The following is a 15,615-nucleotide window of genomic DNA, read 5'->3' on the forward strand; positions in this document are numbered from 1 at the left end:
CCGTTAATCGACAAAATAAATAGAGATACCATGATAAATAATCAAATAAGTCATATTATAGCGGGTGAACTGACTGTAAAACCAGAACAAGTTTTATCAGCCATTCAATTATTAGATGAGGGAAGCACTGTTCCTTTTATTGCACGTTATCGTAAAGAAGTAACCGGTGGGTTAGATGATACCCAATTACGTACTTTAGACAGTCGGTTAGGTTATTTGCGAGAGCTTGAAGATCGTAAACAAACAATATTAAAGTCAATTGAGGAACAAGGAAAACTCACCCCAGAACTGAGTCAAAAAATTACCCAAACACTGAGTAAAACTGAACTTGAAGATCTTTATTTACCTTATAAGCCTAAACGCCGAACACGTGGGCAAATTGCAATTGAAGCGGGACTTGAACCTTTAGCAAATACTTTATGGAAAAATCCGTCACTTGATCCTGATAGTGAAGCGGTAAACTTTTTAAATACGGATAAAGGAATCGCTGACACAAAAGCGGCCTTAGACGGTGCTCGTTATATTCTTATGGAACGCTTTGCCGAAGATGCAGCGCTGCTTGCTAAAGTGCGGCATTATCTATGGAATAATGCACATTTGGTTTCACAAGTCGTCGCTGGTAAAGAAGATGAAGGGGCAAAATTCCGTGACTATTTTGCCCAAAGTGAATTGATTTCAAAAGTGCCTTCTCATCGTGCTTTAGCGATGTTTAGAGGGCGTAATGAAGGCTTTTTACAACTTTCACTTAATGCCGATCCGCAATTTGAAGAAACGCCAAAAGAGAGCTACTGCGAACAAATTATTACTGAGCATTTAGGGATCCATTTCAATGATCAACCAGCAGATAAATGGCGTAAAGCTGTCATAAACTGGACATGGCGTATTAAAATTTTAATGCACATGGAAACAGAATTAATGACTACCTTACGTGAAAATGCTGAGGAAGAAGCTATCAATGTCTTTGCTGCCAACTTACATGATATGTTAATGGCGGCACCAGCGGGTATGAAAGTGACCATGGGTATGGATCCGGGACTGCGTACCGGGGTGAAAATTGCGGTTGTTGATGCAACCGGTAAATTAATTACCACTGAAACTATCTATCCTCATACCGGACAAGCGGATAAAGCCGCAATGGTTGTTGCAGCGCTCTGTATCAAATATCAAGTAGAATTAGTGGCAATAGGTAATGGTACTGCATCGCGCGAAACAGAACGCTTTTATCTTGATGTGCAAAAAAAATACCCTGAAGTCAAAGGGCAAAAAGTCATAGTCAGTGAAGCTGGCGCTTCGGTTTATTCTGCATCCGAACTGGCTGCGCAAGAGTTTCCTGATCTGGATGTATCGCTTCGTGGTGCAGTATCGATTGCTCGTCGTTTACAAGACCCACTTGCTGAACTGGTTAAAATTGATCCAAAATCTATCGGCGTAGGGCAGTATCAACATGATGTTAGTCAAACTCAATTAGCGAAAAAATTGGATGCAGTGGTCGAAGATTGTGTTAATGCTGTTGGGGTGAATTTGAATACGGCATCGGTTATGTTACTTGCACGTATTGCCGGATTAAATAAAGTCATTGCGCAAAATATTGTTCAATGGCGTGATGAAAATGGTCAATTTGACGATCGTAAACAGCTATTAAAAGTTTCCCGTTTAGGTCCTAAAGCGTTTGAACAATGTGCCGGTTTCTTGCGAATTATGGACGGTAAGAATCCTCTTGATGCATCAGCTGTTCACCCTGAGGCCTACCCGGTGGTTGAGCGAATTTTAGAAAAAAACCATAAATCTTTAAAAGAGATTCTGGGCGATACTCATTACCTTAAATCTTTAAATGCTATTGATTATGTCGATGACCATTTTGGTGTACCGACCGTCACCGATATTATTAAAGAGCTTGATAAACCGGGTCGCGATCCACGACCTGAATTTAAGACAGCTCAGTTTGCTGATGATATTCAAACCATGGAAGATTTAAAAATTGGTATGATTATGGAAGGCGCTGTCACCAATGTCACAAACTTTGGTGCATTTGTTGATATTGGCGTACATCAAGACGGTTTAGTTCATATCTCGGCGCTATCGGATAAATTTGTTGATGATCCAAGAACAGTTGTCAAAGCCGGTGATATTGTTAAAGTGAAAGTGATTGAAGTCGATATTGCCCGCAAACGTATTGCTTTATCGATGCGACTTGATGATCCAACAGCGTCAAAATCTGAAGGGGTTAAACCTAAAATGAACAAATCGGCTAACAATACCAAAAGCGCACAATCTACGTCGATGACAAATAGTGCAATGGGTAATGCTTTTGCTGCTGCCTTTAGAAAAGGAAAATAAAGACGCTAAAATTTACTCTGTAAAACCACAGGGCGGTATTAACCGCCTTATGGTTCAGCGTGAATTTGATAATATTTAAACAAAATTGCTAACTAACAATATGATGATTAAAAATAAAGCCCGTTAAATAATTTTGTCTAGTTTATTGGCGGTTTTATTAACCAATATTTATATTAATCCAATTAAATTTGAATAAATCTCTATTTAACTATTCCATATTACTCATATTATTATATACTATAAAAAGTTGGTGATTTTAGTTAAACCAACTCAACCTAATCTTTTTTATTTAGCACGCCTTATTTTTGATATTCTTAAATGAGTTTTTTACGACACTGGAATATTACACTGTTTTAACACGACCTAGCGGTTGTTGAAAATATTCAATAAAATCAAGCCGTTATATGGATGAAATTTAGCGAGTTTGTCATAGTTTAATTGCTTATAAGCTATTTTTAACAAATTATAAATGTAATCGGTAACAATTTTATTAATCCCTTGAAAATTGTGTTGTTCACTAAAGCTTCAAGTCAATAATCTTATTCCAACTTACGGAGAAGTTTATGAGTAGAGGAATTAGCATGAATAGTGATATCTCTGTTTCGAAAAAATTTTATTCGATGCAATTAATATTAAATATTGCCGTCTGTTCGTTTTTAGTTTTTTTTTGCCATAGCTCTTTTGCGGGATTATCTGTTGCCGCCACTACTGAGCAATATATTCACGGTAATCCACCTGATGTGCTTCCTAGTGCTGATACAAAAGTTTTAAACGGAATTCAATTCCAACTACAAATTGACGGCCTTGATCCGGCGATTGTCTCACCGGGTACTGATGATAAGATCTCTGTTGCCTACAGTAGTTCACCGAGTCTTTATTCATTTAGTATCGATACTTCAAAATTAAATGATAGTGATATCGATGATGTGGATGGCGATAAACTTGCTGCTGTCGATAGTTTTATCATACAAAATATCAATGCAGAATGGCGAGACCAAAATAATAATGTTATTCCTTCTGATTCCACCGCACCGCTGGGTAGTGATGTGTGCACTTCATCTACGGCTAATGCTAAATTATCGCTAAAAATAACAGTTCAATTTATTGCTAAAACCCAGTACGGTGATCCTAACCAGTCAGAACCAAGAGAAGTCTCTAAAACATTTCAAGTCAGTGCTGATGATGGTATCTGTTATATTAGGCCTGGTGTATTGGCTCTGATTATGCATAATGGATGGGATGAAGGGGATAACTATGCTCCTTATGGTGCTGATACGATAGATCTTGATGTTCCTTATAACGTAGACCAATTTACTATGCATAAAGGTTTTAAGGCCACCGCTAAAGATCAAAACGGCAATTACTTCCCAACATATGGTTTCCCGGATGCACGTTTTAGAATTGTGCCGGTAAATCCAATTTCAGATTATAGTTATACCTTGGTTAAAAATCCGAATAATTCACTAATTAGTACTTCTCGTGCTTCAAACGCTGATTCTAAAAGTGAATTTAAATTTACCGAAAATGTACCAGCTAAAGATGATAAATTTGTAATATTAGTTACCAATAATCGAACGTTAGCACAGTTTTATTACACTTTCTCTATAAAACATTGGTTATATTTTACAAATAACTTGGTGGGCAATTGGCAAAGCGCAAATACATATTGTCAAAATAATAATGATAGATTACCAATACGAGCTGAGTTATCAAATTCTCCTTTTGCTACCGTTCCAACAAATAATGATAACTATTATGTAAAAAATAATGGATATAAAAGAGCAATCGGTGAAGGATTATTGCCAGAATGGGGTAAAGTCTACTTTTATTCACCACTTGATTATATTGGGCGAGATATGATGTCTGGTGCGCCAAATTTAAGAAGTTTAATCTATTATGATTTCTACTTTACCAGTGAACCATCATCGGTAAAAGATGTATTAGGTAATTATCGATATTACAGTGTAGGGATGGTAGAAGGTAATATTATTGTTGAACCAGATATAGCATATACCTTATGTGTTAAATATTAACGTTGATATACAATTAGCTATTTTTTAAAAAATCTTAACAGATATTAATGATTTATCTTAATCTTTGATTTTGCTGTTAATCAAATGAGCAGGTTTTCAACCTGCTCATTTTTATTTCAATAATCTCATGGGGTAAAAAATTTAAGCCATTATTTTGGAATTTTTATAATAAGCCTGTTAATGGCTAATTAGGCACACACTTATTAAAAAAACGCTATTATGATAAATAAACCGCTGGCAAAACAATATTTTCTAGACCAAATTGTTTTAACTCCATAGCAAAATTTTCGATATGCTGTTTTGATGCGCTTTGCCATGTTTTGGCTACACCACTAACACCATGATTATGAAATGCATTAATTCTAATTTTTATATTTGCATCGAACTGCTTTAAAAAATTGGCTAAATGTTTGGCATTGTCCTGTAAGTCGGTGTGTTTGGGAATGATAAGAAATCGAACTTCGTACAATTTATTGATTTTTGCAAGATATTCAATCGACTGTTTAACTCTTACATTATCTCTACCGGTTAAAGCAACATGTACTTGATTATCCCATGCTTTAAGATCAATCATGGCGCCGTCCATGACATTGGCTATTTTTTGCCAGCCCAGTTGGGGAAGATAGCCATTACTGTCAACAAAACAGCTAAGGTGTTTTAAATCATTGGCTTGTTTAATCGCTGTGAAGAGCTTTTCAATAAAGGGTAATTGTAGCGTTGCTTCACCACCACTGAGGGTTATGCCATTTAAAAAGGGCAGATACTTGCGAATGATGATTAAAATCTCTTCAACACTGTAACGATAAGTCATCGGCGTTGAATGGTATAAACAAGTATTTATACAAGTATCGCATTGTTGGCAAGCGGAGCTTTGCCAGATAACTTTATTATTACTGAATGTTAGCGCTTGGTGTGGACATGCAGTCACACAATCGCCACAATCCCGACAAAATGATATGGTATAGGGATTGTGGCAATTTAAGCATTTAAAATTGCATCCTTGTAAAAATATAACTAATCGGTTTCCTGGCCCGTCAACACATGAAAAGGGTAAAAGTTTATTAACGATTGCCCATGACTTGTTCATGACTTATAACTCGTGGTGTGCGGCATAAATAACTGTTATTCACTGTATCTTGTGCAGCCTCGCTACCTAAAAACGTGGTATTGATACGGGAACCTTCTTCTTTATACTTTTTAATATCAGATAATCTCACCATGTAGCCTGTTACCCGAACAAGATCGTTACCACTGATATTGGCAGTAAATTCACGAAAACCAAACTTAAATGCTGCTTTACAAATCTGTAATAACGCTGAAGGATTATTTTTAATCGTTTCGTCGATCGTTAAAATATCACTAATGCCAGAAGTATAGTAATGGTGATGTTTAAAAAGCGCCATAATATGAGTAACCGGATCTGGCTCATGACCATAAGGAATACGTAATCCCGGTGTGGCGCCTCTATCAGTACTAATACCGGATTGGGCATGGAGCATTGCTTTGCCTTTCCATGCGTATTTAATATCATGAGTCTCGACAAAATCAGCAAGCTGTTTTGATATTGTGGTCGCTAATTCATTGGCATCTTCATCCTGACCATAGCGACCGCTAAGGCCCGATTTTTCCTGAAGAATATTAACTGCTTCTGCCATGGCGTAAATGCCAAACATTGGCGCAAATCGGTTAGCATCAATCAGCCCTTCTTTGATTAAGAAGCTATTTTGAAAGAAGTTCGATTTTTCAAACAAAAATGCTGAACGGGCTTTGATTAAGTTTAGCTGTAATTGGCAGTACAAAGGTAAACTATTTTGTAAAAAGTCCTCAATATTTTTACTGCGTTGCGCAACTTCTTTTAAGTTAATTCTTGAAAGGGTACTGCCCCCTCCGGCAATTGGTAGAGAGTTATAACAGCTGACAACGCCATAGCCTTTTTCGTCAAAATCTTTTTTGATCATCTTATTATTGGCTATATGTGGTTTAGCCGTTTCACAAATGTTTTCAATCGCAACGGATAATAATGCTTCCGGCGTGATATCTTCGTCATAAATAAAAGTTAAATTAGGCGCAACTTGTTTAAGTTCTCGATCAATTCTTAAGATCAAACGGCAGATGATATTATCATAAGGACCAATATTTGCATGCATAAAGGCATCGGGCAAATTACGATCTAACATTATCCAGAAATGTCTTAATCGTTGATAAAGTTCATCTTCGGTTAAATCACCCACATAAGGGAGTAATACTTGATCTAAACAACCCAGATAAACGGGCATACCGGTGACAGACGGTACATGATGATAAGCAATGGTCAGCATATTTATTGCATCATCAAAGTTTTTGGCCGGCTCAAGTTCTAAATACTCAGACCCTTGTTTAAGAAATTTTGCATAATCCGGCAGGACATAACGAGGTTTGTAAGGCGCATGGCCTTCGTACATATCACAAATCACTCGCTCATTAAGGGCATTTTGTGTTTCGCTATCTAAATCAACATAAGGTAAATTATTTTCCGCCGCTAATGCCAGTAAATTGGCTTTTTGTTTAGGTGATAAATTGGGGTCGGTGACAATATCATAACAGTTTTGTTGAAATTCATTCATTTGCATAATTACCTCAGTGCACAAAGCAAGTATATTAAAATCTTGTTAATGTTCAATCCTTGATAGCAATCAGCCATGTTAGTTATTGAGTAAAATCAACCAACAACCTATCTGCAAGTTTGACTATCAAGGAGCGTTAAATCTAAAAATTTATTTATCAATAATAAATTGTGTTGGCTCGTAATCGGCTGCATTAATTGGCGAATGTTCTTCAAAATATTGACGCACCGCATCAGCCTCACGATAACCGGTATCAACAAACGTTGGTAGTTTATTCATGATCGGATAACCATCACCACCTGCTGCTAGAAAATCTAATGTTGCAACCCGATACATTTTCTGCAAGTCAATCGGCTCATTATTGATTTTTACCTCTTCTATATTATTGCCTGAACGCGTTAAAGTAATATTTTTTAAGTGGGTAAAACCGCCAGATCCCTGTTTTTTGCTTAACGCCACTTTCAAGTAATCAATTAATTCACTTCCTGTTAGTTCGAAATAAACCACACTATTACCAAACGGCTCAACTTTCAAGATATCACGATAAGTTATGTCACCTTCAATGAGTGAATCACGAATCATACCGCCAGCCATAATGCCAACATCAGCATGTGTTTTTTCAATAAAAGCGCTAAGTAATAACTGTCCTAGATTGCTTTGTTGATATCGAACCACACTGCGTTCGCCTTCGAGTCGACCAATTAACTCGCCACTTTTAACTAATAACTGTTGTTTACCTTGTTCTTGATAAGGTTTTAGTTTTTCAAATAGCTGTTCATCTTGCGCTATCTGCTTAGTATAGTACTCAAGCTTTTTCGTGTCGTTGCCATTATCGACTTCTTTTTTTAAATTAATTGGTATGAGTTGATAATTTTGTAATGTAATTTTGCCGTTTAAAAAGACAAAATCTGCGCGGCCGACATATTTACCCCACTCATGCGCTTGCACAATCCATGTACCATTTTGTTGATCCGGTGAACATGGTGTCCCCGGAACATATTCGGTAATACGCTTATTGCTACTTGCCATACAAACAGGATTTTGAGAATGACCGCCAACAATCATATCAAGATCGCCGGTTTCTAAGCCTCTGGCTAATTCAACATCACCCGGAGCCATTGTGCCGTGTTCACCATTTTCAAAGTGTCCCATATGGGTTACGGCAATAATCATATCCGGCCGTTCAGTTTTTTTGATCTGAGCGATAATTTTTTGCGCCTCGGGTAACGTTTGGCGAAATTCAACACCGTCGGTATTTTTTGGCGACGCTAAATAAATTGTATCATCAGTGGTTAAACCAAAAACTGCCACTTTAATACCATTTAAGTCAAACATTTTATAGGCATCAAACACACGATTGTTTGTGCCTTTAAAGTAAGTATTGGCTGATAAAAAAGGGAAATGTGCCCATTTTTGTTGCTCACGAATAATCGATAAAGGGTGATCAAATTCATGATTACCCACTGCCATGGCATCATAACCAATTTCATTCATGCCAATAAAATCAGGTTTAGCTTGAAGCACATCTGATTCAGGAACACCAGTATTAATGTCACCACCGGATAGCAGCAATAATTTGCCTCCTTTGGCGGTCACCTCTTTTCGAATTTCATCCACTACTGTTTTTTGAGCTGCAAGCCCATATTCGCCAATATCATTTTGCCAAAAACGACCATGATGATCGTTAGTATGCAAAATTGTAAACGAGTAAGGCTTGTTTTTTTCCCAAGTAGGGGCGATTGATTGTTTGGTTGCTACAGCTGCAATCGCATTGACTGAAAAAAGCCCTAAGATAAACAGTAGTGTTAATTTTTTATTTAATTTTAAACCATTCATGGTAGTGTTCCTAAATCCTTTTATAAAATGATTATTCAGTTATTATTTTATAAATTAATTGTGGTTCTTTAGCGCTATCACTGATTGTAATGTTGTCATACAATTTTTGTTTAATTGCATCAAGTTTATCTGTGTTAGCGTGGATAGTGAGTAACGCCTCGCCTTGCTCAACTTTATCTCCCACTTTTTTATGCAACACAATGCCAACAGCAGGATCGATAACATCATCCTTAGTGGCACGTCCAGCACCTAATTGCATAGCTGCAATACCGATTTGATCGGCAATAATACGTGAAACATACCCGGATTTTAGTGCCGGTAAAGCAATTTGGTATGGTGCACTAGCTAATTTTTCAGGGTGATCAACCACAGAACTGTCGCCACCTTGTGCTTCAATCAAGGTTTTGAATTTTTCAATCGCTTGACCGTTTTGGATCACAGCTTGAAGTTTTTCTCTGGCTTCATCTAACGTTTTCGCTTTATCGGCAAGCACAACCATTTGACTACCTAGTGTTAACACTAATTCAGTTAAATCTGCTGGACCTTGTCCTTTCAAGGTATCAATTGCTTCTTTAACTTCTAAAGCATTACCAATAGCAAATCCTAAAGGTTGTGACATATCGGAAATGATTGCCATAGTTCTACGACCAATTTGGTTACCGATGCTGACCATTTCACGGGCTAATTTTTCTGAATCCTCCATGCTCTTCATAAGTGCTCCGTCACCGGTTTTAACATCTAGCACAATGGCATCAGCGCCTGCGGCTAGTTTTTTACTCATAATGGAGCTGGCAATGAGTGGAATAGAGTTAACAGTTGCTGTCACATCACGTAATGAATAAAGCTTTTTATCTGCTGGAGTTAAGTTACCTGATTGTCCAATAACCGCTACACCTTTTTCATTAACTTGATTAATAAATTCTTGTTTACCTAATTCAATTTGAAATCCTGCAATCGATTCAAATTTATCGTTTGTACCGCCGGTATGACCAAGGCCTCGTCCCGACATTTTTGCTACCGGTACACCTAATGCAGCAACTAATGGGGCAAGTACTAAAGTGGTAGTATCGCCAACGCCTCCAGTTGAATGTTTATCAACTTTGATACCTTTGATTGAAGATAGATCAACAGTTTCACCAGAATACATCATTGCACTGGTAAGGTCTGCACACTCTTTTGATGTCATACCTTGATAGTAGATAGCCATAAGTAAGGCACTGACTTGATAATCGGGAATGGTACCGTTGGTATAATTGGTGATGAAAAATTGGATCTCTTCAGTAGTAAGAGGGTTACCATCACGTTTTTTTTCAATAATATCTACAAATCTCATTAATATTCTCTCTTTATAACAATAAAACTAATTAGCTATTTGTTTGGTTTATATAGCGTGTTAATTACTTTGGATAAGCCGAAAAACATCGGCTTAATAGTAGCAACGACAATAAACACAGGTAATCGCTAAAACCTTAAATATCGTAGTGTCTTGTTTGGTAAAAACTAATCTAAATCACTTGGTGAAAAAGACCAAGGTAATAATTCGCCGACCGTTGTTTCTTGTATTTTGCCCTGCATATTAGTCAAAATAACCGGCATATCTTTGGCGCAAAATTCACTAATTACTTGACGACATGCGCCACAAGGTGAAATTGGTCCCGCCGTGTCACCTATAACCACCAGTTTTTTAAACTTACGCTTACCTTCTGAAACCGCTTTAAAAATCGCTGTACGCTCAGCACAGTTAGCTAATCCGTATGAAGCATTCTCAATATTACAACCTAAAATAGCTTCATCATCTTCAGTAATCAGTACAGCGCCTACTTGAAACTTAGAGTAGGGCACATAAGCTTTAGAACGTGCGGTTTTAGCCAGTTCAATCAGTTTTTCAATTTGCATAGTAATAATCCTTTGAATCTTAAATTGTGCTATTTATTTTGTGGTTGATGACTAACCGCTGATTGCAAGTCTAATTGGTATACCCCAAAGCCTAATTTATCTTTTTCCAGATAATTAATTTTATACAGTGAATTTTTTTCAATAAAAGCTTTAGCTTCATCAGTTGGGGACGACTCGAAACGAATATCCAATTTGGTTTTACTCTTTATTGGAGAAATTCGCCAATTATTATCAACTGTCACATTAACCACCCCGTCTTTTTTGGTGGTGTTGCTAATATAAGCAGAAAGAATAACTCTTAAGTCATCAGGTGAATTAAATTTAACATTTTTACCGCCAGTGCCCGGGAATGCACCGGTATAGGCTCGATAATTATTGGTCGCAATCAAAAATGCTTGTTTAGGATCAATCGGTTTTTGCTTATAAGTCAAATTTTTGATTCGCTCAGAATCGGCATTAATTAACTGACAATTACCGTCATAACGAGCGGGTTTAGTAATGTCGATTTCGTAATTGACACCATCGATCGTATCGAAATTATAAGTTCTGAAATGATCCCAATTTATTAAGTATTGTGGTTTGGTCGATTCAGTATCAATTTGATTATAAACGCCGGCTGAACACTCAAGCCACTCTTTTACCTCTTGGCCGGTAATTTTTACCGCTGACAATAAATTAGGATAGAGATAAATATCAGCGGCATTTCTAAACGTCAGATCGCCTTTTTTAACATCCACAAAGGCAGTCGGATCGTTTTTTCGCCCTCCAGCTTTAAACGGTGCAATAGCAGATAAAACAGGGAGATTATCCAGATCCGGATCACCTTGAATAAATTGTTTTACATAAGCAATTTGCGCATCACTAATAATTTGTAGCGCTGAGGTATCTTCAACTAAAGCTAGATAGCTATTGATATCAGTTGATACTTTACCAATCGGTTTGCCGACAAATTCACGGGTACCTTGATGATCTTCTTTAAGTGCATTGATAATTGTTGTATCAACATCGACCAGCGCTTGTTTAGTTTTGACATCATAAATTGGACGAGCTTGAGATTGACCAGCCGTGACTTGCCATTTTGCTTGATCACCTTCAAGCACTAAATCAACTACCCCTAAATGGCTGCCCCATTGTCCGGGCATTACTGCCGGCACATTGTTAATGTTGCCTGTTTTAATGTCGGTATTTGGCAGTGAGCTAAAATCCTCGCTTGGGAAAACGCCATGAGCATGACCGAACATAATTGCATTGATGCCTTCAACTTGGCTTAAATAGTATACAGAGTTTTCAGCTAAGGCTTTATAAGGTTCAGACGAAACGCCGGAATGTGGAATGGCGATAATGACATCAGCACCTTGTTTTTTCATTTCAGGAACTAATTTTTTAGCCGTTTCGGTAATATCTTTAACTTCGACTTTACCTTCTAAATTTAACTTATCCCATTGCATAATTTGGGGCGGAACAAAGCCAATATATCCAATGTTGACGGTATGTTTATTCCCGTCTCTGTCAATAACAGGCGTTGGGATAATGATATATTGTTTAAAAAACGGTTTACCGGTTTTGGCATCATAGACATTGGCGTTAATATAAGGGAATTTAGCGCCGGCTAGACTTTTTTGTAAAAAATCTAAGCCGAAATTAAACTCGTGATTACCAATGTTTCCAACAACATAATCCAGCGTGTTCATCGCTTTATAAACTGGGTGTATCTCGCCGTCTTTCAGTCCTTTTTTGACTGCATAATCAGCCATAGGACTGCCTTGAATTAAATCACCGTTATCAACCAATACGCTGTTTTTTACTTCACTTCGAGCTTGATGAATCAAATTAGCGGTTTTAGCTAATCCAAAGGTATCAATAGATTGGTCTTTAAAATAATCATAATTCATCATGTTGCCGTGCAGATCGGTTGTTTCAATAATTCTTAAATCAACCGTTGCGGCATGGAGAGCGCCAGAAACGAATAGTGTTAGTAAGGTTAAAGTTAATTTGTTTTTGGTCATGTACATCTCCTTTTCGCAATATTGTTATTCATTAACAAGTACTAATAATCTATTTTGATATTTGATAAATCGCTCAATTATGGCAGGGTGATATTGATGATTGTTGATTGCCAATTGTAAACAATGCTTATCATTTTCGGTAAAAAATGACAGTGCTAAATCGGTTAATCGCATTTTTTCCGCATCTTCAACAAAAGCGGCATCGATACCGCATAGCGTAATATCGAGTAATTCCAATCGAGTAAAGTTAAAAATCGATTGCGCCAAATGGTACTCTTTTTCAATATCAGTACCAAAAATGCCGGCATCATCAGTATTTAAGGTAATGGGCACGCCTTTATCATAAAGTTGTCGTACCGGATGATTTTGGATATCACCATGTAATTCATTGACTAAAATTCGGTTACTGGTAAGGGCGATTTCGAGTGTGATTTTTTTGCTGACTAACTCATCAATGAGCTTTTGATCTTCAATGGCACGAATACCATGCCCGATTCGGTCTGCACCATGTTTAAGCGCTTGAATAATACTTTCAGCACAATCAATCTCACCAGCATGATAAGATTTTTTTAAATTCAATTTAGACGCAAGTTGATGAGCCTTTTCAAAATCATCAAAATGGCCGGCTTTCTCATTACCAGCGATATTAAATCCGGTAATAAATGGATGAGGATTATTTTCAATAAATTGCAGTGTATCGTACACCACATCAACACCTAGATGACGTACGCCAATTACATGGTATCTGACAGTGATATTATGTTCTTTTTGAACATCAATAATCGCCTTATCCATTTGTTTAAGTGTTTGATGAAATCTTTGTTGATTCCAAATGACTTGATTATCGGTGTGCGTTGCGCAGATATGATAGGGTGACAAAAACAGTTCGCAGTATATTAGACCTTGTTTAGCATTTCTGCTTAGAAAATCATAAGTAATGAGGTAGTAATCTTCGGGCGTTTTGACGAAATTTGAAACAGTGTCGTAGGTTTGAATAAATTGAACAAAATCAGTTTCATCATATTGATAGCGACCATTTGTATATTCATTTTTATCGTATTGGCCGGGTTGATAACATAAAGATTGGGGAAAAGGGAGATGATTTTTATCGGCTAATTTTTTAGCCATAAAAGGGGTAATGCTACCTTCGACATGTTCGTGGAGTATGACTTTAGGAACTATTTGCTTATTCATCGAGTATTTATCTATTTAAGTAAACTTCTTAAGTACTTAGAATAGTGAAAATTAAGTACTAACTAAGTGGCTTTTGTCACGATTAATCGCTAATTGCAATCTTGTGATATTTTACCTTGATATGGGGTATCTTTTCCATACATTTTGTGTGACTTAACGCTATTTTTGTGAAGCAGGTTGGTTTTTTTGAGAGCTGGCAACAATCATGATTGCTGCCAGCATATTGGTACTAAGTTTAGTTGTATCTCAATATTTTATACATTAGCTAGCCATTTTTTTTGTTACATTGGTTTAACAATGAAATGGCTAACGCTGTATAAGCATAAGTAAGTTTTTAGGCTTACCTCACTATATTAATTGGCAGCTTAAGCGGTTTTTTGCTCTGCACTGTCATTTTTAAATATTAACATAAATATAATGGCTAAAACTAAAGAATAGCCAGCAAATACTAACCACACATTATGCCAATCGATGATATTTTCACTTGACGTAAAACGGTCAACAACAATACCACTAATCATCGAACCTAAATAAGCGCCTAAACCATTGGTCATGGTCATAAATAAGCCTTGCGCACTATTACGGATACTGGTTGAAACGGTTTTTTCAACATACATTGAGCCAGAAATATTATAAAAATCGAAAGCACAACCATAAACTATCATCGATAAAAGCAATAAAATAAAGCCAAATGGCGACGGATCACCATAGGCAAATAAGCCAAATCGTGCAACCCAAGCTAACATACTAATTAGCATCACATATTTAATGCCTAAACGTTTCATAAAAAACGGGACAAATAAGATAAATACCACTTCAGAAATTTGCGAAATAGAGAGCAGTACTGAAGGATACTTGACCACTAAACTATCAGCATATTCAGGGATCTTCTCAAAATCGTGTAAAAATGGATTACCGAAAGTATTGGTTATTTGTAAAATGCCACCAAGGAGTACGGCGAACAGAAAAAAGATCGCCATTTTAGGTTGTTTAAATAATACAAAAGCATCTAGCCCCAAAGAACTTAATAATGATTTTTCTTTGGTCTCATTTTTGGTGGTTTGGATTAAAGGCAATGTTAATGAGTAAAGGCTAAGTAAAATAGAGCTGCCGGCAGCAATATAAAGTTGCATGTTGCTCAATTCTAATTGTAAGAAACTAACTAACCACATGGCGACAATAAAGCCAATTGTTCCATAAATTCTTATACCCGGAAATTGTGTAATAACATCCAGTCCTTGAGACTCTAAACAAGAGTAAGAAATCGAATTTGAAATAGCGATAGTTGGCATAAATGCTAAGCAGTGAATAAGCATTACTATCATCATTAAAAATGGTGAAGTGATTGATGCAGCTAAAAATAGTGTTATCGCGCCGATTAAGTGGCATAAAACATAAAGGCGGTTAGCCGGGATCCAGCGGTCGGCTACTATGCCGAGTAAACTTGGCATAAATAATGAGGCAATTCCCATAGTCCCATATACAGAGCCAACTTCAATGCCGGTAAATTCCAATTTACGCATCATATAAGAGCCTAAAGTAATTAACCAGCTCCCCCAGATGAAAAATTGAAAGAAAAATATAACTTTAAGTTGTAACTTGGTATTCATTTCGATTCCTTATTAAATGAGATCTTTTATAACCTATCTATTAACTATTAATGAATAAATTTAAAACTTGTTACCACAGAATCAATCCCGATTTACTGGT

At 36.7% G+C, this 15,615-nt stretch carries 9 protein-coding genes and 1 pseudogene; 2 read left to right on the top strand and 8 right to left on the bottom strand.

The window, feature by feature from the left end:
• Positions 1 to 30: 30 nt before the first annotated feature.
• Positions 31 to 2,199, top strand: a pseudogene (locus J3U37_RS02355) (Tex family protein); the annotation flags it as partial.
• A gap of 701 nt (positions 2,200 to 2,900) precedes the next feature.
• The gene (locus J3U37_RS02360; protein ID WP_267373108.1) at positions 2,901 to 4,370 is read left to right on the top strand and encodes a hypothetical protein; all 1,470 of its coding nucleotides are present in this window, start codon (positions 2,901 to 2,903) and stop codon (positions 4,368 to 4,370) included.
• Positions 4,371 to 4,587: 217 nt separating this feature from the next.
• On the opposite strand, the gene J3U37_RS02365 is transcribed toward J3U37_RS02360, so the two are convergent.
• From J3U37_RS02365 to J3U37_RS02400, 8 genes are all read right to left on the bottom strand, one after another.
• Complete coding sequence (locus J3U37_RS02365) at positions 4,588 to 5,457, bottom strand: YjjW family glycine radical enzyme activase (protein WP_267373109.1); 870 nt, start codon at positions 5,455 to 5,457, stop codon at positions 4,588 to 4,590.
• Positions 5,432 to 6,979, bottom strand: a complete 1,548-nt coding sequence (locus J3U37_RS02370) for a YjjI family glycine radical enzyme (RefSeq protein ID WP_366915665.1) — start codon at positions 6,977 to 6,979, stop codon at positions 5,432 to 5,434. The genes J3U37_RS02365 and J3U37_RS02370 overlap by 26 nt, the downstream gene beginning before the upstream one ends.
• A 144-nt stretch (positions 6,980 to 7,123) precedes the next feature.
• The gene (gene ushA, locus J3U37_RS02375) at positions 7,124 to 8,809 is read right to left on the bottom strand and encodes a bifunctional UDP-sugar hydrolase/5'-nucleotidase UshA (RefSeq protein ID WP_267335278.1); all 1,686 of its coding nucleotides are present in this window, start codon (positions 8,807 to 8,809) and stop codon (positions 7,124 to 7,126) included.
• A 31-nt stretch (positions 8,810 to 8,840) separates the two neighbouring features.
• A complete protein-coding gene (locus J3U37_RS02380) occupies positions 8,841 to 10,142 on the bottom strand; it encodes a pyrimidine-nucleoside phosphorylase (RefSeq protein ID WP_267335280.1) in 1,302 nt (433 codons plus the stop codon).
• A 167-nt stretch (positions 10,143 to 10,309) separates the two neighbouring features.
• Positions 10,310 to 10,705, bottom strand: coding sequence for a cytidine deaminase (locus tag J3U37_RS02385; RefSeq protein WP_220217739.1), 396 nt, complete (start codon positions 10,703 to 10,705; stop codon positions 10,310 to 10,312).
• A 29-nt stretch (positions 10,706 to 10,734) separates the two neighbouring features.
• Positions 10,735 to 12,711 (bottom strand): bifunctional 2',3'-cyclic-nucleotide 2'-phosphodiesterase/3'-nucleotidase, encoded by a 1,977-nt coding sequence (locus J3U37_RS02390; protein ID WP_267373111.1) that lies wholly within the window; start codon positions 12,709 to 12,711, stop codon positions 10,735 to 10,737.
• 24 nt (positions 12,712 to 12,735) lie between these two features.
• Positions 12,736 to 13,905, bottom strand: a complete 1,170-nt coding sequence (gene add, locus J3U37_RS02395; protein ID WP_267373112.1) for an adenosine deaminase — start codon at positions 13,903 to 13,905, stop codon at positions 12,736 to 12,738.
• A gap of 365 nt (positions 13,906 to 14,270) precedes the next feature.
• The gene (locus J3U37_RS02400) at positions 14,271 to 15,515 is read right to left on the bottom strand and encodes a nucleoside permease (RefSeq protein WP_220217736.1); all 1,245 of its coding nucleotides are present in this window, start codon (positions 15,513 to 15,515) and stop codon (positions 14,271 to 14,273) included.
• Positions 15,516 to 15,615 lie beyond the last annotated feature (100 nt).

It is taken from the genome of Gilliamella sp. B3172 (assembly GCF_026536465.1).
Lineage (GTDB): Bacteria > Pseudomonadota > Gammaproteobacteria > Enterobacterales > Orbaceae > Gilliamella.

Excerpts from the sequence above, each read along its gene's own strand:
- J3U37_RS02360 (WP_267373108.1), top strand. The coding sequence starts at position 2,901 with ATGAGTAGAGGAATTAGCATGAATAGTGATATCTCTGTTTCGAAAAAA.
- J3U37_RS02365 (WP_267373109.1), bottom strand. The coding sequence starts at position 5,457 with ATGAACAAGTCATGGGCAATCGTTAATAAACTTTTACCCTTTTCATGT.
- J3U37_RS02370 (WP_366915665.1), bottom strand. The coding sequence starts at position 6,979 with ATGCAAATGAATGAATTTCAACAAAACTGTTATGATATTGTCACCGAC.
- ushA (WP_267335278.1), bottom strand. The coding sequence starts at position 8,809 with ATGAATGGTTTAAAATTAAATAAAAAATTAACACTACTGTTTATCTTA.
- J3U37_RS02380 (WP_267335280.1), bottom strand. The coding sequence starts at position 10,142 with ATGAGATTTGTAGATATTATTGAAAAAAAACGTGATGGTAACCCTCTT.
- J3U37_RS02385 (WP_220217739.1), bottom strand. The coding sequence starts at position 10,705 with ATGCAAATTGAAAAACTGATTGAACTGGCTAAAACCGCACGTTCTAAA.
- J3U37_RS02390 (WP_267373111.1), bottom strand. The coding sequence starts at position 12,711 with ATGACCAAAAACAAATTAACTTTAACCTTACTAACACTATTCGTTTCT.
- add (WP_267373112.1), bottom strand. The coding sequence starts at position 13,905 with ATGAATAAGCAAATAGTTCCTAAAGTCATACTCCACGAACATGTCGAA.
- J3U37_RS02400 (WP_220217736.1), bottom strand. The coding sequence starts at position 15,515 with ATGAATACCAAGTTACAACTTAAAGTTATATTTTTCTTTCAATTTTTC.